19 protein-coding genes are annotated in these 25,143 nt (G+C 42.2%); 17 read left to right on the plus strand and 2 right to left on the minus strand.

Going from position 1 to position 25,143, the window contains the following annotated elements; all coding sequences use genetic code 11:
• The first annotated feature begins 57 nt into the window (after window positions 1–57).
• The 7 genes from uvrB to whiA all read left to right on the plus strand — a co-directional run bounded on the left by uvrB (window position 58) and on the right by whiA (window position 10,095).
• Window positions 58–2,049, plus strand: a complete 1,992-nt coding sequence (gene uvrB / locus Q0A12_RS05245; RefSeq protein WP_291291614.1) for an excinuclease ABC subunit UvrB — start codon at window positions 58–60, stop codon at window positions 2,047–2,049.
• A 14-nt stretch (window positions 2,050–2,063) separates the two neighbouring features.
• On the plus strand, window positions 2,064–4,880 hold the full coding sequence (gene uvrA / locus Q0A12_RS05250; protein WP_291291615.1) for an excinuclease ABC subunit UvrA: 2,817 nt from the start codon (window positions 2,064–2,066) through the stop codon (window positions 4,878–4,880).
• 301 nt (window positions 4,881–5,181) lie between these two features.
• A complete protein-coding gene (locus tag Q0A12_RS05255) occupies window positions 5,182–6,435 on the plus strand; it encodes a carboxylate--amine ligase (protein WP_291291616.1) in 1,254 nt (417 codons plus the stop codon).
• 3 nt (window positions 6,436–6,438) lie between these two features.
• Window positions 6,439–7,143: an amino acid racemase gene (locus tag Q0A12_RS05260; RefSeq protein WP_291291617.1), complete on the plus strand. Its 705-nt coding sequence runs from the start codon at window positions 6,439–6,441 to the stop codon at window positions 7,141–7,143.
• A gap of 113 nt (window positions 7,144–7,256) precedes the next feature.
• Window positions 7,257–8,147 (plus strand): RNase adapter RapZ, encoded by an 891-nt coding sequence (gene rapZ / locus Q0A12_RS05265; protein WP_291291618.1) that lies wholly within the window; start codon window positions 7,257–7,259, stop codon window positions 8,145–8,147.
• Window positions 8,144–9,145, plus strand: coding sequence for a YvcK family protein (locus Q0A12_RS05270; RefSeq protein WP_291291619.1), 1,002 nt, complete (start codon window positions 8,144–8,146; stop codon window positions 9,143–9,145). Before rapZ ends, Q0A12_RS05270 begins: the two co-directional genes overlap by 4 nt.
• 14 nt (window positions 9,146–9,159) lie before the next feature.
• On the plus strand, window positions 9,160–10,095 hold the full coding sequence (whiA, locus tag Q0A12_RS05275) for a DNA-binding protein WhiA (RefSeq protein WP_291291620.1): 936 nt from the start codon (window positions 9,160–9,162) through the stop codon (window positions 10,093–10,095).
• 145 nt (window positions 10,096–10,240) lie between these two features.
• Here the strand turns inward: whiA and Q0A12_RS05280 are convergent, their stop codons facing one another.
• The gene (locus tag Q0A12_RS05280; protein WP_291291621.1) at window positions 10,241–10,750 is read right to left on the minus strand and encodes a DsbA family protein; all 510 of its coding nucleotides are present in this window, start codon (window positions 10,748–10,750) and stop codon (window positions 10,241–10,243) included.
• A 224-nt stretch (window positions 10,751–10,974) separates the two neighbouring features.
• Between Q0A12_RS05280 and nifJ the strand changes: the two genes are divergently transcribed.
• The 5 genes from nifJ (at window position 10,975) to Q0A12_RS05305 (ending at window position 18,701) form a co-directional block, all read left to right on the plus strand.
• Complete coding sequence (gene nifJ / locus Q0A12_RS05285; protein WP_291291622.1) at window positions 10,975–14,646, plus strand: pyruvate:ferredoxin (flavodoxin) oxidoreductase; 3,672 nt, start codon at window positions 10,975–10,977, stop codon at window positions 14,644–14,646.
• A gap of 218 nt (window positions 14,647–14,864) precedes the next feature.
• The gene (gene cdaA, locus Q0A12_RS05290) at window positions 14,865–15,746 is read left to right on the plus strand and encodes a diadenylate cyclase CdaA (protein ID WP_291291623.1); all 882 of its coding nucleotides are present in this window, start codon (window positions 14,865–14,867) and stop codon (window positions 15,744–15,746) included.
• The gene (locus Q0A12_RS05295; protein ID WP_291291624.1) at window positions 15,743–16,840 is read left to right on the plus strand and encodes a CdaR family protein; all 1,098 of its coding nucleotides are present in this window, start codon (window positions 15,743–15,745) and stop codon (window positions 16,838–16,840) included. Before cdaA ends, Q0A12_RS05295 begins: the two co-directional genes overlap by 4 nt.
• Window positions 16,841–16,855: 15 nt before the next feature.
• On the plus strand, window positions 16,856–18,211 hold the full coding sequence (gene glmM, locus Q0A12_RS05300) for a phosphoglucosamine mutase (protein ID WP_291291625.1): 1,356 nt from the start codon (window positions 16,856–16,858) through the stop codon (window positions 18,209–18,211).
• A 163-nt stretch (window positions 18,212–18,374) separates the two neighbouring features.
• Window positions 18,375–18,701, plus strand: coding sequence for a DUF3784 domain-containing protein (locus tag Q0A12_RS05305; protein ID WP_291291626.1), 327 nt, complete (start codon window positions 18,375–18,377; stop codon window positions 18,699–18,701).
• 282 nt (window positions 18,702–18,983) lie between these two features.
• On the opposite strand, the gene glmS is transcribed toward Q0A12_RS05305, so the two are convergent.
• Entirely contained in the window at window positions 18,984–20,786 is a 1,803-nt protein-coding gene (glmS, locus tag Q0A12_RS05310; RefSeq protein WP_291291627.1) for a glutamine--fructose-6-phosphate transaminase (isomerizing), read from the minus strand.
• A gap of 448 nt (window positions 20,787–21,234) precedes the next feature.
• On the opposite strand from glmS, the gene Q0A12_RS05315 reads away from it, so the two are divergent.
• The 5 genes from Q0A12_RS05315 to tig all read left to right on the plus strand — a co-directional run.
• A complete protein-coding gene (locus tag Q0A12_RS05315; RefSeq protein ID WP_291291628.1) occupies window positions 21,235–21,525 on the plus strand; it encodes a hypothetical protein in 291 nt (96 codons plus the stop codon).
• Window positions 21,526–21,570: 45 nt separating this feature from the next.
• The gene (gene sppA, locus Q0A12_RS05320; protein WP_291291629.1) at window positions 21,571–22,596 is read left to right on the plus strand and encodes a signal peptide peptidase SppA; all 1,026 of its coding nucleotides are present in this window, start codon (window positions 21,571–21,573) and stop codon (window positions 22,594–22,596) included.
• 95 nt (window positions 22,597–22,691) lie between these two features.
• Entirely contained in the window at window positions 22,692–23,375 is a 684-nt protein-coding gene (locus Q0A12_RS05325; protein WP_291291633.1) for an RDD family protein, read from the plus strand.
• A 124-nt stretch (window positions 23,376–23,499) separates the two neighbouring features.
• Window positions 23,500–24,444, plus strand: a complete 945-nt coding sequence (locus tag Q0A12_RS05330) for a hypothetical protein (protein WP_291291630.1) — start codon at window positions 23,500–23,502, stop codon at window positions 24,442–24,444.
• A gap of 141 nt (window positions 24,445–24,585) precedes the next feature.
• Window positions 24,586–25,143 (plus strand): trigger factor (gene tig / locus Q0A12_RS05335; RefSeq protein WP_291291631.1); only part of this gene is annotated, 558 nt, incomplete at its 3' end.

A 25,143-nucleotide genomic window follows, 5' to 3' on the forward strand; every position in this document is an offset into this window, starting at 1 on the left:
GTCAGCTTTCTTTTTGTTTGTCGACGCTTCGCAAATATAAATACAGGGGGAATGAAGATGATCGAAAGAACGACTTCCCATGAATTTGAATTAGTGTCAAAATATCAGCCAGCAGGGGATCAGCCAGAAGCTATCCATCAACTGGTCGATGGTGTCGTTGGGGGCAAGAAAGCCCAAATTTTGTTAGGGGCAACAGGGACAGGGAAAACCTATACTGTTTCGAACTTGATCAAAGAGGTCAACAAGCCAACATTGATCATCGCTCACAATAAAACATTGGCTGGCCAATTATATGGTGAGTTCAAAGAATTCTTTCCTAATAATGCTGTCGAATATTTTGTCAGTTATTATGATTATTATCAACCAGAAGCGTATGTCCCTTCCAGTGATACTTACATCGAAAAAGATTCAAGTATCAACGATGAAATCGACAAACTGCGACACTCGGCGACTAGCTCATTGCTGGAACGCAACGATGTGATCGTGGTTGCTTCTGTTTCTTGCATTTTTGGTTTAGGTTCGCCGATCGAATATGCCAAACAAGTGGTGTCCTTGCGAGTGGGAATGGAAAAATCTCGGGATCAATTATTGAAAGAAATGATCGATATTCAATTTGAACGCAATGACATTGACTTTCAACGGGGACGTTTCCGGGTTCGAGGAGATGTGGTTGAAATTTTCCCAGCTTCGCGAGATGAGCGAGCTTTGCGTATCGAATTTTTTGGCGATGAGATTGATCGGATTCGGGAAGTGGATGCATTGACCGGGGAAATCTTAGGGGAAACAGAACATATTTCGATTTTCCCAGCTACTCACTTTGTGACCAATGAAGATCATATGGAACATGCGATTGCTTCTATCCAAAAGGAACTGGATGATCGACTAGCGATTCTAAAAAGTGAAAACAAACTATTGGAAGCACAACGTTTAGAACAGCGAACCAATTACGATATCGAAATGTTGCGAGAGATGGGCTATACATCTGGGATCGAAAACTATTCAAGACATATGGATGGCCGAAAAGAAGGCGAACCGCCCTACACTTTGCTGGATTTCTTTCCTGATGATTTCTTGATTGTGATTGACGAATCTCACGTAACGATGCCGCAGATTCGTGGCATGTACAATGGCGACCGTGCCCGCAAACAGATGTTGGTGGATTATGGCTTCCGTTTGCCTTCTGCTTTAGATAACCGGCCATTGCGTTTAGAAGAGTTTGAAAAACATGTGAATCAAATCGTCTATGTTTCAGCCACGCCGGGACCTTATGAGCATGAACAAACAGATACCGTCATCCAACAAATCATTCGTCCAACCGGATTATTGGATCCTGTTGTTGAGGTTCGCCCAATCATGGGACAAATTGATGACCTTGTAGGAGAAATCAATGAACGAGTTGAAAAAGATCAGCGGGTCTTTGTCACCACATTGACGAAAAAAATGGCGGAGGATCTGACGGATTACTTCAAAGAGTTGGGAATCAAAGTCAAATACCTTCACAGCGATATCAAGACATTAGAACGGACCGAGATCATTCGCGATTTACGTCTCGGTGAATTTGATGTATTAGTCGGCATCAATCTGCTTCGAGAAGGAATTGATGTTCCGGAAGTTTCTCTTGTAGCGATCCTAGATGCAGACAAAGAAGGCTTCTTGCGCAGTGAACGTTCGTTAGTTCAAACGATTGGGCGTGCGGCGCGAAATTCCGAAGGGAAAGTCATCATGTATGCGGACAAGATGACAGACTCCATGCAACGGGCCATCGATGAAACCGAACGCCGTCGCAGGATCCAAGAAGCCTACAATAAAGAACATGGCATCGAACCGAAAACAATCATCAAGGAAATCCGTGATTTGATTGCTATTACGAAAGTTGCTGAAGAAACCGGCGAGTATACCACGACTTCTTATGAAGAGATGACTCGGGAAGAAAAAGCAACTCTGTTATTGAAACTGGAAAAAGAAATGAAAGATGCCGCAAAAGCATTAGACTTTGAAACTGCAGCTACTTTACGAGACACGATCTTAGAATTGAAAGCAGCTGAGTAAAAGGAGACAAAAGAATGGCAAATGATAAAATCGTAATCCATGGCGCTCGCGCACATAATTTAAAGAATATTGACGTGACGATTCCGAGAGATAAACTGGTTGTTGTGACCGGTTTATCCGGATCAGGAAAGAGCTCCTTGGCGTTTGATACCCTTTATGCAGAAGGACAGCGACGGTATGTGGAAAGCTTGTCAGCCTACGCGCGACAATTTTTAGGTCAGATGGACAAGCCAGATGTGGATAGTATCGATGGATTAAGTCCAGCGATTTCCATTGATCAGAAAACAACGAGTAAGAATCCTCGATCAACTGTGGGGACGGTGACCGAAATCAATGACTATTTGCGTTTGTTGTACGCTCGTATTGGACACCCCATCTGTCCAAATGATCATATTGAGATCACTAGCCAATCTGTAGAACAAATGGTGGACGAAGTGTTGGCATTGCCAGATCGGACCAAAATTCAATTGTTGGCACCGATCGTTTACCAAAAGAAAGGCCAGCACAAAAAAGTTTTTGAAATGATCCAACGGGAAGGGTATGTAAGGATTCGCGTAGATGGCGAAATCTATGATGTTTCGGAAGCCCCTGAGCTAGAAAAAAATAAGAAACACGATATCGCCATCGTGATTGACCGAATCGTTGTGAAAGAGGGGATTCGTTCACGATTGTTCGATTCTTTTGAAGCTGCATTGCGTTTGGCTGATGGCTACGCGGTAGTAGATGTGATCGGTCAAGAAGAAATGTTGTTTAGTGAACATTATTCTTGTCCTTATTGCGGCTTTACAGTAGGCGAGTTAGAACCCCGTCTATTTTCTTTCAATGCACCTTTTGGGGCTTGTCCGGATTGTGACGGATTAGGGGTAAAACTGGAAGTTGATACAGATCTAGTAATTCCTGATACTAGCAAAACGTTGCGGGAAGGAGCCATCGTTCCTTGGAATCCCATCAGTTCGCAATATTATCCACAAATGCTGGAACAAGCTTGCTTGGAGTTCAATATTGATATGGATACGCCGTTTGAAGAATTGCCAGAAGAACATCAAGCCATTATTTTGAATGGTTCTAATGGCGAAATGTTCCATTTTCATTATGAAAATGATTTTGGCGGTGTACGGGATGTTGAAGTGCCTTTTGAAGGAATTCTTCCTAATATCAAACGTCGCTACCATGAAACCAACAGTGATTTTACCCGTGAGCAAATGCGTCTCTACATGACAGAATTGACTTGTAAAACCTGTCACGGCTACCGGCTAAACCCACAAGCATTATCCGTCAAAGTCAACGGCAAGCATATCGGCGAACTTAGTGAGATGGCCATCAATCATGCGTTATCATTTGTCGAAAAACTAACTCTCTCCGAACAAGAAACAATGATCGCCAAGCCAATCGTCAAAGAAGTCGATGACCGACTAAGCTTTTTGCGTAATGTGGGCTTGGATTATCTGACACTTAGCCGGGCTTCAGGAACTCTTTCTGGAGGGGAAGCACAACGAATCCGTTTAGCCACCCAGATCGGTTCCAATCTTTCTGGTGTGCTATACATTTTAGATGAACCCTCCATCGGACTTCATCAAAGAGACAACGATCGCTTGCTGGATTCCTTACGAAAAATGAGAGATCTTGGCAATACATTGATTGTGGTCGAACATGATGAAGACACCATGCGGGCGGCCGACTATTTGATTGATGTCGGTCCAGGAGCGGGCCATGCTGGCGGGGAGATCGTTGCAGCAGGGACACCTGCGGAAGTAGCTGCTAATGAAGATTCGCTAACCGGACAATACCTTTCTGGAAAACGAGAGATTCCAACACCGTCAGAACGTCGGACAGGGAATGGGCAATCCATTCGCTTGACTGGTGCGGCTGAGAATAATTTGAAAAATGTCAACGTTGATTTTCCGCTTGGAAAGTTCATTGCTGTCACGGGGGTATCTGGTTCTGGAAAATCGACATTAGTCAATGAAATACTCAAAAAAGCTTTAGCACAAAAAATCAACCGCAACTCTAACAAGCCAGGAAAATATAAGAACCTTACTGGCTATGAAGCAATTGAAAAATTGATCGATATCGATCAAAGTCCTATCGGACGGACTCCTCGAAGTAATCCTGCGACATATACCAGTGTTTTTGATGACATTCGCGACCTGTTTGCAAAAACCAATGAAGCAAAAGTGCGGGGATACAAAAAAGGACGCTTCAGCTTCAATGTTCGTGGGGGACGCTGTGAGGCATGTAAAGGGGACGGAATCATTAAAATCGAGATGCATTTCTTGCCTGATGTCTATGTTCCTTGCGAAGTTTGCCACGGCAAACGCTACAATTCAGAAACTCTAGAAGTACATTACAAAGGCAAGAATATCGCGGAAATCCTTGATATGACTGTCGAAGATGCGGTGGAATTCTTCAAGCATATTCCTAAGATCCATCGAAAATTACAAACCATTGTGGATGTTGGTTTGGGGTATGTCACCATGGGTCAACCGGCAACGACTTTGTCTGGTGGGGAAGCCCAACGGATGAAACTTGCCAGTGAACTCCATAAAAATTCTCATGGAAAAAGCTTCTATATTTTAGATGAACCTACCACAGGTTTGCACACAGATGACATTGCCCGGCTATTAAAAGTCTTGGAGCGTTTTGTGGATGCAGGCAATACGGTTCTGGTGATCGAGCATAATCTTGATGTCATCAAATCAGCAGATCATGTGATCGATTTAGGTCCTGAAGGTGGAGAAGGCGGCGGAACAATTCTGGCAACTGGTACACCTGAGGAGATTGCGGCCGTTCCTGAAAGCTACACTGGAAAATATCTCAAAAAAGTTCTGTGATCAAGGGCCCATAAAGACGGATTTGTCGGGGAATTTAGTAAAACTTAATATTTGCTGTAATAATTCTGCAAATTCTCAAATAACTCTTGTAATACAGCGTTTATTTGTTAAAATAGCAATAGGTAAATGTCTATTCGTACCAGAATAAACGACCTATAAGTTCTATCCGTTCAAAGAAGAAAAAAAGCAATCAGAGGTACATACTTTGATTGCTTTTTTCTTTATGGTATTATAGGTCTGTTGTAACAAAGCAAATCAGTTTAACAATTAAATTTATCTATGCAAAAGAGAGAGTGGTTTTATGAATTCAGAAAAATTCCTTCCTATTTTGTTGGGAAGTGATATGAATGTCTATGGTATGGCAAGAGCCTTTCACGAAGCATACGGCATCCAATCAATTGCTTATGCAGGGACACAGCTTGCCCCGACCCGCTATAGCAAAATCGTCAAAGTCAATGAAGTGGCAGGATTTGATCACGATCCTGGTTTTTTAAGTACCTTGATTGATTTGGCAAAAACCACTTATAACGATCCTGATATGACTTATTTGTTGATTCCTTGCGGGGACGGTTATGCGGAATTGCTCGCTAAACATAAAGCAGAATTAGCATCTTATTACACATTCATCGCAAATGATTATTCTCTGTTGAAGCGATTGATCAACAAAGTGAGTTTCTATGAAGTGTGTGAAGAGTTTGGCTTACCGTATCCTAAGACCTTTATTTTGACACCTGATCTGTTAGAAAATGGTCGCTTTACACAAGAATTGCCATTTGCGTTTCCGGTGGCGTTGAAACCTGCCAACAGTGTTGCTTGGTTATCCGTCGATTTTGAAGGACGCAAAAAAGCCTTTATTATTGAAGATCGTGCCGAGTTTGATACGATTGTCGAACGAATCTATCAGACCGGCTATCATTATGAGATGATCGTACAAGATTTTATCCCAGGTGACGACAGCAATATGCGTGTGTTGAACGCCTATGTCGATAAAAACCATAATGTCCGGGTGATGGCATTGGGTCATCCGCTATTAGAAGACCCAACCCCTGGTGCTGTGGGAAATTATGTAGTTATTTTGCCAGATGAAAACCAACAGATCTATCAAATGATTGCGGCATTTTTAAAACAGATTGAATACGTAGGCTTTGCCAATTTCGACTTGAAATATGACAGTCGAGATGGTCAATACAAACTATTTGAGATCAACCTGCGCCAAGGAAGAAGCAGTTTCTTCGTCACATTGAGCGGATTGAATCTTGCTAAATTTTTGACAGAAGATTTGGTATTCAATACACCTTTCAAAGAGACCATCTATGGAAAAGCCGATGCACCTACAGCGAAGCTATGGCTAGGTGTACCGAAAAATATTTTCTTGGATTATGCCAATGAAAATGAAGAAAAAGAACGGGCGAAAAAGCTGCTAGCAGAAAACCGCTGGGGCACTACCGTTTTTTATGATAAAGATCTTTCGATCAAACGTTGGATCTTACTAAAAAGAATGTTTTACCTTTACAACAAACGATTTAAATTGCATTTCCATTCGAAAGAAGGCTAGTCTATGGAAAACTTCTTTAGTATTTTAGGCGGCATGGGAACGATGGCGACAGAAAGTTTTGTGCGAATCTTGAACCATCGGACGGTTGCCCATAAAGACCAAGATTATTTGAACTATGTGTTATTCAATCATGCGACAGTGCCGGATCGCACGGCCTATATATTGAACAATGATTTAGAGGATCCCGTTCCTTATTTACTTGATGATATCGCGAAACAGAATCTCTTACAGCCAAACTTTATTGTATTGACTTGCAATACCGCCCATTATTTCTTTGATCGGTTACAAGAAGCAACACCGATTCCATTACTACATATGCCGCGGGAAGCTGCAAAATCGATGCAAAAAGAAGGGGTTACCGGAAAAGTGGCCTTTTTAGGAACAGAAGGTAGTATCAAGGCTGGGATTTATGAAGCTGAGTTACGGGCACATGGTTTAGATGTCTATTTGCCTGAGCCGGAATTACAAAAAAAAGTCACTACATTGATTTATGACCGCATCAAAGAATCTGCAACACTAGATCAAGAACTTTATTTTGAGATTTTAGAAGAAGTAACGCATAAAATCGGTTGTGAAAAAGCGCTTCTTGGATGTACCGAGCTATCATTGATGGAAGAATTCACGGAGAACAATCCTTATCCAGTGGTAGACGCGCAATCGATCTTAGTGGATCGAACAATTGAAAAAGCATTATCTTATCGAAATTGAGCGAGGCATTGACATGGGAGTCAACTCTCATGTTGGTGCTTTTTTTATGCGGTAGTGTTTTAATGATACGCCCGGCATGATATACTATGGATGAGTGAGGAAGGAGTTTTACCATGACAGAAGTAGATAATTTAGAGTTAGTCATCATTACTGGTATGAGTGGAGCGGGGAAAACCGTTGCCATTCAGAGTTTTGAGGATATGGGCTATTTTTGTATTGATAATATGCCCCCAAGTTTGATTCCTAAGTTTTGGGAATTGATTAAAGAATCAGGAAAAGTAACAAAAATTGCCTTAGTCGTTGATTTGCGTTCTCGGTCATTTTTCGAGGAAATTCAAAGTATGCTGATCGACATCGAAAATACCCAGTTTATCGATACTCGAATTTTGTTTTTAGACGCCACCGACAACGAATTGGTCTCTCGTTACAAAGAGACAAGAAGAGCCCATCCTCTTGCGATGGATGGTTTGGTAACAGAAGGAATTCGCAAAGAACGAGCGATACTGGAGGATTTAAAGACAAAAGCCAATATCGTGATCGATACCACGAAGTTAACCCCACGACAATTGCGGGAAAAAATCAATCAGGAGTTTCGTTCTTCCCATGAACATGGCTTTCGAGTGGAAGTCGTTTCCTTTGGCTTCAAGTACGGATTACCTATCGATGCAGACATCGTGATGGATGTGCGATTTTTACCTAACCCACATTACATCCCTGAATTGCGTCCGTTAACCGGAAAAGAGCAAGCTGTCTATGACTATGTCATGTCTTTTCCAGAAACAGAGACATTTTATCAGCAATTTGAAACACTGCTAGAGACAATCATGCCTGGCTACATCAAAGAAGGAAAAAGCAGTTTGACGGTTGCTATCGGCTGTACGGGGGGGCAACATCGCTCGGTTGCTTTATCTGAACGAATCAGTAAAGCTTTAGCAAAAAACTATAAAGTCAATGTGACCCATCGCGACAAGGACAAACGCAAAGAGACGGTGAATCGCTCATGAAAATGAAAACCTATCGGATTCGTAAGCCGAAAATCGTTGTCATTGGTGGAGGCACTGGTTTGCCCGTCATTTTAAAGAGCTTACGGAACCAAGGTGTCGATATCACAGCAATCGTGACGGTGGCTGATGATGGCGGCAGTAGTGGTGAAATCCGTAATCTCGTTTCCTCCATCTCACCGCCGGGGGATTTGCGAAACGTTTTGGCTGCCTTATCGGATATGCCTCAGCTGTACAATGATATTTTTCAATATCGTTTTAAAAAAGAAGACAAATTTTTGGCAAACCATGCCTTAGGGAATTTGATCATTGCAGCAATTTCAGAAATGCGCGGCAGTACGTATGAAGCAATCCAAATTCTTTCAAAAATCATGCATATCGATGGGCATGTCTATCCGTCTTCTGATCAGCCATTGATTTTACATGCCGTATTTAAAGACGGGACTGAAGCGGTGGGGGAATCCAAAATCGCCGTAGACCGTAAAACCATCGATCATGTATTTGTCCGCAATCAAGAGGACGAAAATGAACCTAAAGCAGCGCGTAAAGTGGTCACATCGATATTGGAAGCTGATATGATCGTGTTGGGACCAGGCAGCTTGTTTACCAGCATCTTGCCCAATTTGATGATCAGTGAGATCGGTCAAGCGTTATTGGAAACAGCAGCGGAGACTGTCTATATTTGCAATATCATGACACAAAAAGGTGAAACGGAACACTTTACGGATGCAGATCATGTTCGCGTGTTGCATAAACATTTAGGAAAAACCTTTATCGATACCGTATTAGTCAATACAGAGAGAGTACCGGAAGGCTATATGGATCCGGAAATTTACGATGAATATTTAGTTCAAGTCAAGCATGATTTCCAAGGTCTACGAGATGAGAGCTGCCGCGTGGTTTCAGCGGATTTCTTAGAATTACGTGATGGCGGTGTCTTTCATGATGGAGACAAAGTGATCGATGAATTACTGCGGATCGTCTACGGTGCCAAAATCTAGAAGGAGGTCTTGTCATGTCTTTTGCAGCAGAGGTCAAAAAGGAGCTCACAACGTTAGAAGTGCATCGCGAGCATGCAAAAGCTGAATTAGCCGCTTTGATTCGCATGAACGGCTCCTTGAGTATCAACAACCAACAGTTTGTTCTCAATGTTCAAACGGAGAATGCGGCAATTGCCCGCCGAATCTATTCGCTTTTAAAGGATCATTACAATGTCCGGAGTGAACTACTGGTTCGCAGAAAGATGAAGTTGAAAAAGAACAATGTCTATATTGTTCGGTTAAAACAAGACACGAAACGAGTGTTATTGGATTTGGATATTATGGATGGTCTGATGTTTCACAGTCACGTGTCGGATGAAATCATGGGGAATGCTCAAAAAATGCGCTCCTATTTACGGGGGGCGTTTATGGCGTCCGGATCCGTCAATAATCCGGAAACCAGCCGTTATCATTTGGAAATTTATTCAATCTATGAAGAGCACAATCAAGATATTTGCGATATGTTGAATTATTACGGTCTGAATGCCCGCTCTTTAGAACGAAGAAATGGGTTTATTTCTTATTTAAAAGGAGCAGAAAAAATTGCCGATTTTCTCACATTGATTGGTGCCACTAATTCGATGTTGAAGTTTGAAGATGTGCGGATCGTTCGAGATATGCGTAACTCAGTCAATCGTTTAGTAAACTGTGAGACGGCCAATATGAATAAGACCATCGATGCAGCTTCCAAGCAAATCGATAATATTGAATTCATTCAGCAACGAGTAGGGCTGGGAGCCTTACCGGAAAAATTACAGGAAATTGCGGAACTCCGTTTGGAACACCCAGAAGTCAGTTTGAAGGAATTAGGGGAGATGATCCCTTCTGGAGCAATCTCCAAGTCAGGAATCAACCATCGTATCCGCAAAATCAATGAGTTTGCGGATCGTTTACGTGAAAAAGTCAGTTAACTAAAACGGTGCCCTCCGTCTATTAAGACACTGCATCAGAGAATCGAAGCCAATGCAATGATTTTGCACTGGCTTAGTCAAATCATCTTGGTGATTCGATTGTTCTCTGCTGCGGTTCTCTTTTTTCGGAGGGCACAGTTTTTTTTTATTTATTGATCAGTTGTGACAACTCATCTCTAGAGATGGATTCATCAAAAATGCGGTCTCCAAAGATGACTGTGGGTACAAATTGAATGTTCGCTTGGCGAGCTTCGTTTACGATTTCATCAGCGGTAGAATGGGAATCAGTTAACCCTAACTGGTTTTGTGCAAAATCAGCAACCTCGTCTAGACTTAAATGGCCCCATTGGTCCTGTGTTTGAAAAATCTTGGTTATGTCAGCGATTGTTTGTTCGGGATCAGACCTTGAAACAAAACGGTGCATTACATTACCTCGTTGCAGAGACTCTTTCTCTTTATCGAGCAGTTTGATCACTCGTTGAATTTTTCCGGACGCAACGGCTTCGGATAAAATTGGCAGAGAATCTTCAAACCACATCCGGCAATAAGGACAACGCAGATTTAAGAACTCAATGATTGGCTGGGCGGTATCCGCACCAATCTTGATCCCAGTTGTGGTATTTGTTTTTTCAGCTTTGATAATTGAAATATCCATGTTTTTCCCTCCTTTTTTATAGTTTAACAGAATTTTAACTAGAAGGAAAAGAAGAAACGATTCGGCAAAATTTGTGAAATATCATCAAAAAGTAAAAAAAGTTATCGTTTATTTTTTCACTAAATCATGGGGATTTTCATTTGAAGTATTTATTCCCAGCCATCTTTCCGCTATAATAGATTGTGTGAAATTGTTCAAAATGGAAGATAAAGGAAGTTTAATCGATGCGCAAGAAAAAAACGATGGACGGAAATACAGCAGCCGCTTATATTTCTTATGCTTTTACAGAATTAGCCGCAATCTATCCAATCACCCCCAGCTCAACCATGGCGGAATTGGTAGATCAATGGTCTGCTAGCGGTAAAAAAAATATCTTTGGACAGCCGGTGAAGGTGGTTGAGATGCAATCAGAAGCCGGAGCAGCCGGTGTGGTTCACGGCTCGTTGAAAACCGGTGCGTTAACAACAACTTATACGGCTTCACAAGGATTGTTGTTGATGATTCCGAATATGTACAAAATTGCAGGAGAACGATTGCCGGGTGTATTTCATGTTGCCAGCCGTGCAGTCACTACCAATGCGTTAAATATTTTTGGCGACCACACAGATGTGATGGCCACTCGTCAAACAGGATTTGCCATGTTGGCTGAAAGCAGTGTGCAAGAAGTCATGGATCTTGCGCCGGTGGCTCACTTAGCTGCAATTGAGACTGGGATTCCTTTTCTCAATTTCTTTGATGGCTTTCGTACCAGTCATGAGATTCAGAAAATTGATGTCCTTGAATACGATGAGCTGGCCCAATTGGTAGACCAAGAGGAGTTGGCTGCTTTTCGCGAAAAAGCAATGAATCCGAATCATCCCACAATCAGCGGCACCAATCAAAATCCCGATATTCATTTCCAACAGCGGGAAACAGTCAATGCGCATTATGATGCATTGCCAGAAACGGTTCGAAAGTATATGAAGGCAATCAACGATTTGCGAGGGACTCACTACGATTTAGTAGACTATTATGGTTGTGAGGACGCAGAGGAAGTAATCGTTACCATGGGTTCTTCTGCACAAACGGTGCAACAAACCGTTGATCATCTAGTTAAACAAGGAAGAAAGGTCGGCGGGTTAACGATTCATTTGTATCGTCCTTTTCCATTAGCAGTCTTTTTGGAAAAACTTCCCTCAACGGTTCAAGCCATTGCCGTTTTAGACCGCAGCAAAGAACCAGGCGCCAATGGTGAATCCTTGCTGTTGGATGTGCAAAGTGCCATGTACGATGCCTCTATACGTCCGTCAATCATTGGAGGCCGTTATGGATTGGGATCGAAAGATGTTACTCCTGATCAAATCGTTGCGGTATTTGATGAATTGCTTAAACCAAAAGATGAACAAAAAAGACGCTTTACGATTGGGATCACAGATGATGTGACACACCTTTCTTTAACAAGTGAGGCTACGTTAGATTTAACCAATCCAAAGACCTTTCAGGCAAAATTCTGGGGGTTTGGCTCCGATGGGACAGTTGGTGCCAATAAGTCAGCGATCAAAATCATTGGTGACCACACGGATAAGTATGTCCAAGGTTACTTCTACTATGATTCCAAAAAATCTGGCGGATTGACAGTTTCTCATCTGCGTTTCGGAGATACACCGATTCGCTCCACGTATTTGATCGAACATGCGGATTTTGTGGCTTGCCATACCCCAGCCTATCTGCATACCTATGATTTGCTGAAAGGGTTGAAGAAGGGCGGTACCTTCTTACTGAATACTACTTGGAATCAACAGCAGATAGAAAACAACCTTCCTAAACACTTAAAACGCTACATCGCAGAAAACGAGATTCGTTTTTATACGATTAATGCGATGCAGTTAGCGATGGAAACCGGTCTTGGCCGACGGATCAATACAGCGATGGAAACCGCCTTTTTCTATTTGTCTGATATTATGCCTTTTGAGAATGTATTGCCGATTCTAAAAGACGAGGTAATGAAAAATTATGGCCATAAATCCATGGCAATCGTTGAAAAAAATTATCTAGCGATTGATCGGACCATTGAATTGCTTTGTGAGATCCAAGTGCCTGCTGAATGGGCAGTGATCGATGTACCTGAGCGAAAATCAACCGCCACTTCCCGCTATGTGCGAGAAATTGTTGAACCAATCAATCGGCAAGAGGGCAATGCGTTATCTGTCGGCACACTGGTTCAAAATCAGATGACGGAAGGAGCCATGCCACTAGGGACAACGGCCGTTGAAAAGCGTGGAATTGCCTTAGAAGTACCGGAATGGTTATCTGATCGTTGTACGATGTGTAATGAATGTGCCTTCGTATGCCCTCATGCGGCCATCCGACCTTTCTTAGCGGATGAAGACGAACTGGCAGAGGCACCAGAAGGCTTTATTGTCCGGGAGATGCGAGGAAAAGACGGACAAAAATACCGAATCCAAGTGTCGATCGAAGACTGTACAGGTTGCGGATTATGTGTGGAAGCTTGTCCAGCAAAAGACAAAGCGCTTGTTATGCGCCCTTATGAAAGCCAAAAAGAGCAGGCAATGAACTGGGCCTTTGCGATGACGTTGCGTCAAAAGGAAAATCCGGCAAAACCGGGAACTGTGATGGGCACGCAATTCAACAAACCTCTTTTAGAATTTTCTGGGGCTTGTGCTGGCTGCGGGGAAACCCCTTATGTCAAACTATTGACTCAAATGTTCGGAGACCGCATGATGATTGCCAATGCCACCGGCTGTTCGTCAATTTGGGGTGGTGCTGCGCCAGTTTCTCCGTATACGACGAATGATCAAGGACAAGGACCTGCCTGGTCGAATTCATTGTTTGAAGACAATGCCGAATTTGGTTATGGAATGTTCTTGGCGAATCAGACACGAAGAGAAGCGCTGGCGGAAAAAATGAAACAAGCAGCAGGTGAAGTTTCGGCAGAACTGCAAGAAATCATGAAGGATTGGATTGACCACATGGAAGATGGCGCAGGCACGCAACAACGGGCGGCTAAACTGCAGGCAGCATTACAGCAAGAAGCGCGTCAACACCCAAGCCTGCAAGCCATCCTTGATGACAGTGACTTGTTCGTTAAGCCAAGTCAATGGATGATTGGTGGCGACGGTTGGGCCTATGACATTGGTTTTGGCGGAATCGATCACGTTCTAGCTTCTGGTGCAAATGTCAACATTCTTGTTTTGGATAATGAAGTCTACTCAAATACTGGCGGACAAGTCTCCAAAGCAACGCCGACTTCAGCGATTGCCAAGTTTGCAGCCAGTGGAAAGTATGTGTCGAAAAAAGATCTTGGGATGATGGCGATGACTTACGGCCACGTCTATGTGGCACAAATTGCTTCCGGAGCCAACCAAATGCAAACAATCAAAGCGTTTGAAGAAGCAGAGAAATTCCCTGGACCATCACTGATCATTGCTTACACTCCATGTATTACCCATGGATTAGCAGGGGGCATGAGCCAGTCGATCAAAGAGGCAAAAGAAGCAGTCGCTTCTGGATATTGGTCGTTGTATCGTCACAATCCATTAGCAGCTGAAAAAGGGAAACCAGCGATGACATTAGACTACAAAAAGCCTGATTTTTCATTGATGCCCACCTTTATGAAGACACAAGTTCGTTTTTCCGCGTTAGAAGCAGCGAATCCGAATGCGGCAGGCTCACTGTTTGAGAAGACCGTCATGGATGCGAAAAACCGTTTTTATAATTATGCACGTCTAGCGGGTCAAGAAGAGAAGATTCGAGCAAAATTGGAAGCCGATTCGACTGAAAAAACGGTTGGGGAGAAACCAAAGGAGAAATCCAAGAGAAAAGAGATGGATCCAGAGGCTGAAGCAGCTCGTGCAGCAAGAAGGGCAGCGAGAGCCGAGCGCAGAAGAAAAGAATAAGAAAAATGATCCAGCAGCTCTGTCGATGAGAGGACAGAGCTGTTTTTTTGGGAGAAATCTTATAAAAAAAATAACAGAGTCATTCAACTGTCAGTAAATCATAGAAAAATGAGGATTTTTTCTGAAAAAAATAGAATAAATTTGCTTTTTCCAATCGGATAAAAGAAGTCCTATGTTATACTATTACATGAAGTCTTAAGAATAAAGGAAGGCTGTTTATGTCGATGAATTTTAGTAATTTTTTTAATTTTGATTATTGGAGAGAGTTCTTCTCATTTAATATATTTTCCCTTTCATTTTTGATTAATGTGTTGGATGTTTTAGTTGTTTGGTATGTGGTCTACAAATTGATCCAGTTGGTTAGAGGCACCAAGGCGATCCAATTGTTCAAAGGGGTCGGACTGTTTATTGTCTTGCGCTTTTTAGCCGGTCTGATAGGGTTGCGTACCCTCTCTTGGCTGATGGATCAAGTCATCACCTATGGAGTGATCGCAGCAATCGTGATCTTCCAACCGGAAATTCGTCGTGGATTGGAGCACTTAGGTCGTAGTTCGCTGTTTAAGACAACCAAGTCTGAAAAGCATGAAGACGAAGTAATGGTCCAGTCTTTGGATAAAGCGATCCAATATATGGCAAAACGTAAAATTGGTGCACTGATCACGATTGAACGCACCACTGGATTAGAAGAGTATGTCGAAACGGGAATTGCATTGGATGCGGATATCACGGGAGAATTATTGATCAATATTTTCATCCCCAACACACCATTACATGATGGGGCTGTCATCATCCGGGATGGAAAAATTGCTGTGTCGAGTGCCTATCTTCCTCTTTCAGAAAGCTTGCTGATTCCTAAGGAGTTCGGAACTCGACATCGAGCAGCAGTCGGTGTCTCAGAAGTCAGCGATGCGTTGACGATCGTTGTTTCTGAAGAAACTGGCGATGTCAGTATCACATTGAACAACCAATTGTTATCTGGATTGTCACGGGAGCAATATTTAGAAATTCTGAATCGCGAGCTGGTTCCGGAAGAAAAAGCGGCCAAGCGCAATCTATTGCAATCTTTCCTTGACGGTGTGAATAAAGGGGGAAGAAAATGATTAAGAAAGAGCGCCAACGCAATATTTTTTATGGTATACTAGCGCTGTTCTTTAGTTTGGTCCTGTTTTTTATCGCAAGTGGCTCAACACTCAAAGTCGATCTTTCCGGATCTACCAGTAGTTATGAAGAAAACTTAAGCAACATTCCAATCCAAACCACCTATGATTCGGATCGCTATTTTATTCAAGGCTTTGAAACGACAGTCAACGTTACCTTGAAAAGTCGAAACCGGGTTCAATTAAATGCCGAAAAAAATGACGAAACACGAAATTTTCGGGTGATGGCAGATCTCTCTGAATTAGGGGAAGGCACCCATGAGGTTCCTTTAGAAGTTCAAAACCTAAGTTCTGGCGTGACGGCTGAAATTGAGCCCAAAACCATTACTGTGACGATCGAAAAGAAAGTGTCGAAGACGTTTACCGTCGAGCCTGTCCTATCAAGTACCAACCTAAAAGAAGGCTATTCCATCGCTTCTTTAGAAGCAGATCCGCAAAAAGTTGAAATCACAACTGGTGACCGAACATTAAAAGATATTGATCGAGTTGTAGCTGTTATCGATCCGAGTGAGATCGGGACATCATCTTCTAAGGTCAAAGGAACGATTCAAGCTTGGGATTCAGCTAAAAATCCATTGGCAATCATACCAGATCCTGAAACAGTTAATGTTGCAGTGACATTGGACGCACCAACGAAACAAATCGAGTTATTTGTTAGCCAACAAGGAACAGTGCCCAATGGTGTCTCACACTTTATTTATCGGATGAGTGCCATCAGCGGTACGGTCTCTGGTGATCAGTCTATTTTGGATACATTGGAGCAAATTGGCGTACCAATTGATATTTCAAGGATTACCTCAACGGTTGAGCGGACGGTTGAAGTACCAGTACCAGATGGTGTGACCATCGATCCAAGTGTTGTCACAATCCAAGTAACGCCTGTTTTTCAAACAACGACTACGGATTCTCAGAAGGGCGCTGCGTCCTCTGACAATCCCCCTTCAGATGAGCAACCAGCAAGTGGGTCATCTAGTGAAGAAGCCCGCAACTCAGAAAGTGAAACAATCATGACGAGTTCGGACGAGAGTAAAGAATAAGAGAGGTTAATAATTATGGGAAAATATTTTGGTACAGATGGTGTTCGTGGAGAAGCAAATAAGGAGCTTACGCCAGAATTGGCATTTAAACTTGGCCGTTACGGCGGCTATGTCTTGAGTCAACATGAGACTGGTGATCGCAGACCCCGGGTTTTAGTAGGTCGCGACACGCGGATCTCTGGACAGTTATTAGAAAGCGCATTGATCGCTGGTTTGTTATCTGTAGGAATCGAAGTGTTTCAACTAGGTGTGATCTCTACACCAGGTGTCGCTTATCTGACACGGGTCCAAAAAGCGAGTGCAGGGGTCATGATTTCCGCTTCACATAATCCAGCACAGGATAATGGGATCAAATTTTTCGGTAACGATGGATTCAAACTGGTGGATGAACAAGAAGCAGAAATCGAAGCCTTATTGGATTCTGCAGAAGATACATTGCCTCGACCTTCTGCTGAAGGCTTAGGAACAGTGGATGAATTCCCAGAAGGACTCTTGAAATATTCACAATTTCTACGTCAAACGATCCCAGGTGACTTAGAGGGTATCACAGTCTGTGTTGATGCCGCCAATGGCGCGACTGCTACAAGTGTCAATCGCTTGTTTGCCGATTTAGAAACGGATTTTTATACCATGGGAACTTCTCCAAACGGGCTGAATATCAATGAGGGTGTTGGCTCTACTCATCCTGAACGATTAGCTGAATTTGTAGTCGAAAAAGGCGCCGATGTTGGATTAGCTTTTGACGGTGACGGCGACCGGGTAATCGCCATTGATGAATTAGGGAATATCGTTGACGGCGATAAGATCATGTATATTTGCGCAAAATACTTAGCTGAACAGAAGCGTTTGAAACAAGATACTATTGTGACAACGGTTATGAGTAATTTAGGATTTCATAAAGCAGTAGAAGCCATTGGCTTAAAAGATGTCATCACTCAAGTTGGTGACCGTTACGTTGTCGAAGAAATGCGTAAAAATGATTACAATTTTGGTGGCGAACAGTCAGGACACATGATTTTCTTGGATTTCAACACAACCGGGGATGGTATGCTGTCTGGTATCCAATTATTGAATATCATGAAACAAACGGGCAAAAAACTGTCAGAGCTAGCTGGAGAGGTCACTATCTATCCGCAAAAGTTAGTCAATATTCGTGTGACAGATAAAAATGGTGCCATGGATGTGCCTGCCATTCGCAAAATCGTCGAAGAAACAGAAGCAGAAATGAATGGGGAAGGCCGAATCTTGGTTCGCCCTTCTGGAACAGAACCTTTACTGCGAGTGATGGCAGAAGCGCCAACGACAGAAAAAGTAGATTATTACGTAGACAAAATTGCCGCCGTTGTTCGAGAAGAAATCGGGGCAGAATAACTGAAAAAGAAACCAACGGAAGGATCTTTCGTTGGTTTTTTTATATTGTAAAAATTTAAATATAATGGATTGAAAGAATCACATATGGTATATTTAGTATGTAGGAAAATTCGTACTTGTAGCACTTTGTAAATGTCATACTGGTTTGAAGAAGGAGAACATTATGGAGAATATTAGCGGATTTTTAATCGTTGGGTTGCTGTTTTTCGCAGGGATTCTATTTCTAAGTGGTCATGGCTGGCAATTGATTGCAGGGTATAATCTGGCTTCGGATGAGAAGAAAGCCCGTTACGATATAAAACGTTTGTATTTAGTAAATGGGGCAGGGGCATTACTCTTGGGTTTTTTATGCCTGTTAGCATTCTTTTTTAGTGATCAATGGGCTATGATTTCTCATATTCTATTAATCGGGTCTATCTTACTGACTTTAGTAGGAATAGTCATTTTGAACAGTACCTGGTGCATAAAAAATGTTACTAGGTCCCAGTGATTCCAAGAGGCGATAAGTGGTTAAGTGCCTTCCAACAATCTTTTTCAGAAAAAAGAATATTCTTTTGTTGTTATCCGTCCATTCGCAGGCGGGGGACTTTCTTATTGAAGATGGAAGTCATATTAGAAACATTGCCTAACGCTAGATATCATTGATCAGCCGTTTGAAGCCACCGCAGCTGCAGATAAAACGTTTAAAAAACAGATCAAAAAAGACCAAATACCTACTGACAGGCATTTAGTCTTTTTTGATTTGTTCTTACGAAAAAAACTTTTAAAAGTCTTATTCAACAGTTACTGATTTTGCCAGGTTTCGTGGCTTATCCACGTCATAGCCCCGTTGTAATGTTGCATAGTAAGCCAACAATTGTGTAGGAATCACGGCAACTAGGCTAGTCACCAACGGATGGACAGCAGGCAAGATCAATTGATCTGTTGCTTTTGCTAGTTCTTGACTGACGATCACGAGAGTATGGGCGCCGCGAGATTCAACTTCTTTCAAGTTTCCTCTCGTGTGAGAGCCAGTGACTTCTTCAGTGATGATGCCGATTACTGGTGTTCCTTCTTCGATCAATGCGATGGTCCCATGCTTCAATTCTCCGGCGGCAAATCCTTCTGCTTGAATATAAGAAATCTCTTTTAATTTCAATGCTGCTTCCATTGAGACATAGTAATCATTGCCGCGACCAATATAAAATGCATTCCGGCTAACGGATAAATAATCTTCTGCCAATTGACTAATGAGCGCTTTTTCGTCTACCAATGTTTCCATTCCAGAAGCAACAAGACTTAATTCATGGAAAACATCAAAATCAAGAGCAGTCGAAACGCCTTTGGCATCGCCGATCGCTTTGGCTAACAATGAAAGGACAGCAATTTGAGCAGTGTAGGCTTTGGTAGAAGCCACAGCGATTTCAGGGCCTGCATGAAGCAGCAATGTATGATTGGCTTCCCGCGAAAGGGTCGATCCAGCTACATTGGTAATCGTCAAACTTGGCAAATTCAGTTGATTGATTTTTACTAGCACTTGACGGCTGTCAGCTGTTTCTCCACTTTGTGAGAGGAAGATGAAGAAAGGTTTTGCAGAGAGCAAAGGCATGTTGTAGCCGAATTCACTAGACAAATGTACTTCAACAGGAATTTGTGTTAAAGATTCTAGAATCGCTTTTGCAGCCCAGCCAGCATGATTACTGGTTCCGCAGGCGACAATATAAATGCGGTCACTGGCGATCAGTTGGGCTTTCAACGCCTCATCAATTTTCACAGCGCCAGAAGCTTCTTGATATTCTTGAACAAGGCGACGCATCACAGCTGGTTGTTCATCGATTTCTTTAAGCATATAGTAAGGATAGGTTCCTTTTTCGATGTCCGTTAAATCGAGTTGCGCTTCGTAAGAGTCACGAGAGACGCTATTTCCCTCAGCATCTTCGATTTCGATCTTAGCTGCTGTCACGGTTACCATCTCACCGTCTTCAATTTCCACAAAACGAGTGGTTTGATCCAACATCGCCAATGCATCGCTACAAATCACGTTAAAACCATCCCCAAGTCCAATCAATAATGGGCTTTTGTTTTTTGCTACATAGATGGTTTCAGGATCATTTTTGTCCACTAATGCAAAGGCGTATGAGCCGCGAATCAAAGAGAGGGCTTTTTTGAACGCTTCTTTAGTGGAGTGGTCTTTCAATGCTTCGATCAAGTGAACAACGATCTCTGTATCCGTTTGACCTTCAAAATGATGATCACTTAAATAAGTCTGGTGCAATTCTTCAAAATTCTCAATCACTCCGTTGTGAACCAAGACTAACTCTTGATTCGAAGAAGTATGGGGATGAGCATTTTTTTCTGACGGTTTTCCGTGGGTTGCCCAACGGGTATGTCCGATACCAATCGTTCCTGTTACTTCTGGCGTCACTTTGTCTTCTAAATTTTTGATGCGACCTTGTGCTTTGACTAAATGAGCAGAAGTACGATCAGCAACAAAGAGACCTGCTGAGTCATACCCACGATATTCTAAACGTTCCAAGCCATTTAAAATGACCCTTTCAGCATTTGATTTTCCGACAATTCCTACAATTCCACACATAATGACAAATCCTACTTTCCACTACTTAATTTAGTATTCATTATGTATTTCTACCTGCGGAGCAAGAGGTTTGTTTTCATCTCACGATGAGGTTTGTTCTTGCCTATAGAGTGCAGTCCCTAGAGTTACCCGCCGAAACCTTCGATAAACTCTTTCCTCGTCATCTGTTGTACAGATCAGGCGCTATTCCTATTGGTCTATCTATCCTCCTTAGCTTATTTTGTAGAAATACAAGCATTATAATAATGGTTATATGGTTAATAGTCAAGAGAAAAAGAATAAAAAATAAATTGGTATAGATGTAACCGATGTGAAACGTTGTTTTGTTATTGCGTTTTCTTTCAGAAGTTTTCTCTAATGCTCCATTCAGTAAAATTGGAATTGTCTTTTTTGACTATCCTTTTTTTTTTAATTTCGATACAATGACAGAAGAAAGTGAGGGATGAAGATGTCAGAAACTGTCCAATGTATGACGTTTTCCGAGTTGAAGAAAATGGTTGAACAATTAGAGAAACAAGAGAATGTGCATGATGAAACAAAAATCATGTTGGATACTGGCTGGGATAGCCTGCAAGAAGTTCTTCCAGGGGCTATTTCCGTTCAAGAAGCGCAAGAGTTTCGCGTACAAGATGAATTAACAAAAGAATATTTCGGCGGCTATGCATTGAAAGAAAAAAGCTACAAATTTGCTGCGGATGGACCGGTTGAAACAGTGATTGTGATTGAAAACCGCTACTAAAAGACGAAACGTAAAGGAACAGACAAGGATAATAGGGGTGAAAAAATGAATAAAAGAAGATGGATAGCTGTTGGGATTGCTATTGGATTGTTTGTATGCTCAGGGGTTTTCGCATTAATGACTCCGACAACTAATGAAGAAAACTCACTGGATGGATGGAATGCGCTATTGTATGGGAGTAACGAGTTGGAGGAAAACCAATTAGCGGCGGGAGACACCAATAATCGAATCCTACGTTTATCACTGGAGGGTACTATTGCCAACACGACAAGTGGAGGATTGTTTTCAACGGAGAGTTATGATCACCAGTTATTTCTTGAAGAATTACGGGCTGCACAAGAGGATCCGACCATTAAAGGAATATTGTTCGAGGTGAATTCACCGGGAGGCGGCGTTTATGAGAGCGCAGAGATTGCTCGGGAAATGAAAAAGATCAAGGACATCGGGATTCCTCTTTATGTCAGTATGAAGAACACTGCAGCCAGCGGCGGATATTATATTTCTGCTGGGGCGGATAAAATTTTTGCTACCGATGAAACCGTAACAGGATCGATAGGGGTCATTATGTCGGGATTAAATTATTCAGGTTTATTGGACAAATTAGGGATCGAAGATAGCACTTATAAGAGTGGGGCTTTGAAAGATATGGGTTCCTCAACACGAGAAGCCACTCAGGAAGATAAAAAGGTTCTGCAAACTTATGTAGACAATGCCTATGGACGCTTTGTGTCTGTTGTTGCCGAAGGAAGAGGAATGTCGGAAGAAGCGGTTAGAAAAATCGCTGACGGACGGATTTATGATGGCCAACAAGCGCTGGAGAATGGCTTAGTTGATGAAATCGGCTTTCCAGAAGATGCCCTTGCAGCATTAGAAGCTGACCAAGGGTTAGAGGATGCGGAAATTTTTGAATATGGTGTGGGCTCAACAGGATTTGCTTCGACATGGCTGGGCTCGAAACTGGCAGAGTTTCAAGGATTGAAATCCACTGATTCTAGTCGTCTTCTGCAAGTTGTTGAAAGTCTAGGAACAATGGATGCGCCGAAACCTCTTTATTATTATGGAGGTGAATAAGCATGTCTGAAAAAGAAACAGAGACACCCATCCAACAAGACATGAATCAAATGGCCGAAAACGCGCCACAAGAAAATTTGAATTCTGGAACGGAGATGTCAAAGACACAAACCAAGCAAGAATTGACATCGTCGAATACCGAAAACCAACAATCAGCAGAAGCGGATCATCCCGATGATTTCTTTCAACAAGTATTGGGTTCATTTAAGCGAAACGAATATAGCGAGGAAGAAATCCAGCTTCGACAAAAGGAATGGCAACGTTATGAGGGACAGGAAAACGAAACAGAGGATCGAAAACGCGTCAATGATTTTCCAGATTATTTCTTCGCCGGATTTTGGATTCGATTGTTTGCTTATCTTGTTGATGTGTTATGTATCGGTGCTGTGACAGGTATCACCCTGGATACAATCTATCACTTAGGAGGGTGGTCAAGTAGTGGTCATCCGTTTGGATTGTATCAACTACTTTCATTGGCGATCTATTTAAGCTATTTTGTTTTGTTGACAAAATTCAACCAAGGGCAAACGATCGGCAAGATGATTTTTGGCATTCGGGTGGTTTCCTTCACAGAAGCAGAGTTGAGTTGGAAAACGGTATTGATTAGAGAACTATGCATGCGGTATGTGTTGCAATTCAATCTTTTCTTTTATTTAGGTTATTTGCCTGTGATTTTTACAAAAGAAAAGCAGCATGCTGGCGATTTCTTCTCTGAGACCAGCGTTGTGACGATCAATTTGATCAAAGCATTCAACAAACAAGTCAGTGCGGATAGTTAATGATAAAGGCTGGATTTCTTCTTTTGTTGAGATAACTTAGCGAATTCTGTTCTCTGTCAACTTCTTCTATCAAAGCACAGCAATCAATTAAGGGATCTGCCTTTGCAGATAAAGGAGCGTGTATATGGGAGACACGATCGAGTTTCCAAAACCTGAAGACCGCCTGCGGCATGCAGCAGAAAAAGCTTATCAAGCTAAAGATTATTTAAAAGCGTATCAGTATTATCAAGAAATTTATACCCAACAATCTTCTTTTGAAATCAACCAATGCCTCGTTGACTGTTTACAGCAATTGGCTGATTTTTCAAAAGCCTTGGAAGTGGCAGATGATTTCTTGGATGATTACTTGCAGGAGGAGCAGGGATTTATTCAAATCGGCCATTTACTGATCCTTGCAGGTCAATACTTGCAAGCAAGAAAATGGCTTATGCTTGCCGAGAAGTCTTCTGCAATCTCCCCAGCGGCAGGAGAGAACTTCGTGAGAGAGTTGGATAAAGTAGAAGAGGTTCAACAAATTTTGGGACTGGAAGATTTTTTAGGCAAAAAGCAGGCACTAAGCAGGATGGACCAAAGCAACCAGCCGGTCAGCGGAGCTATTTGGCATCATTTTTCGCAAGGCCTTACCAAGAACCAGTTTTTGTCCCTCATGAGTGATTTGTTACCTCAGCTTCATAACCCCTTCTTGTTGCCTAAATTAGTTGAGGAGCTGGTTTGTCTGAGGACGTCACAGCCTTTTGAACTGATCGATTACATGGGGAATAAACAGCAGATTATTCCCAGTGAGTTATTTCCATTAAGGGAAATGCCAGTTTTTAAGCAAATGCATCAAGTCTTAGATGAACAGATAGGGCAAGAAAATCCTATCTTAGCAGAAAGTATCTTGGAAGAATTGAATGATCATTTTGCAGTGAGCTATCCATTCCTGCCTGCCACGGAAGAAATCGAGCCTTGGGTGCAAAGTTATATCGACGAGTACCAGAACCTTTTTTCGGGAAGTTCGCCGCAAATAATCAATGAAGAAATATTGCGTAAGAAAACACGATTACGAAAGATTTTAGCTTCTATTTGAATTCCAGAGCGGATTACGCAAGAAAAAAACGAGAAGTTTCTAGGTAAAATGTTTACAATTAAAGAACGTTAGTGTACTATTTAAAGGTATGCATGAAACTATTTCATATGTAAAATATAATTGTTATTCGGAGGGAAATAAATGACTGCAAAATGGGAAAAAACAGGCACCAATGATGGTGTATTGACATTTTCGATCGAGCAAGCTGAAATCCAAAAAGGCTTGACGACTGCATTTAATAAAGTGAAAGGCAACTTAAACGTACCTGGTTTCCGTAAAGGAAAAGTATCTCGCCAAGTGTTTAACCGTATGTACGGAGAAGAAGCATTGTATGAAGATGCTTTGAACGCTGTATTGCCAGAGGCTTATGAAGCAGCAGTAAAAGAAGCTGGTATTGATCCAGTATCACAACCAAAAATCGATGTTGACAGCATGGAAAAAGGTCAAGATTGGGTAATCAAAGCAGAAGTGACTGTGAAACCAGAAGTAAAACTTGGTGATTACAAAGACCTAACTGTTGAAAAACAAGACCGTGAAGTAACAGAAGAAGACGTTGATGCACGCATCAAACGCGAACAAGAAGCTCAAGCTGAGTTAGTTATCAAAGAAGACGAAGCTGCTGAAAATGGCGACACAGTCGTCATCGACTTCGAAGGTTTCTTAGGTGAAGAAACATTTGAAGGCGGCAAAGGTGAAAAC

The sequence above is a fragment of the Enterococcus sp. genome, from assembly GCF_022711995.1.
Classification (GTDB): Bacteria; Bacillota; Bacilli; order Lactobacillales; family Enterococcaceae; genus Enterococcus_D.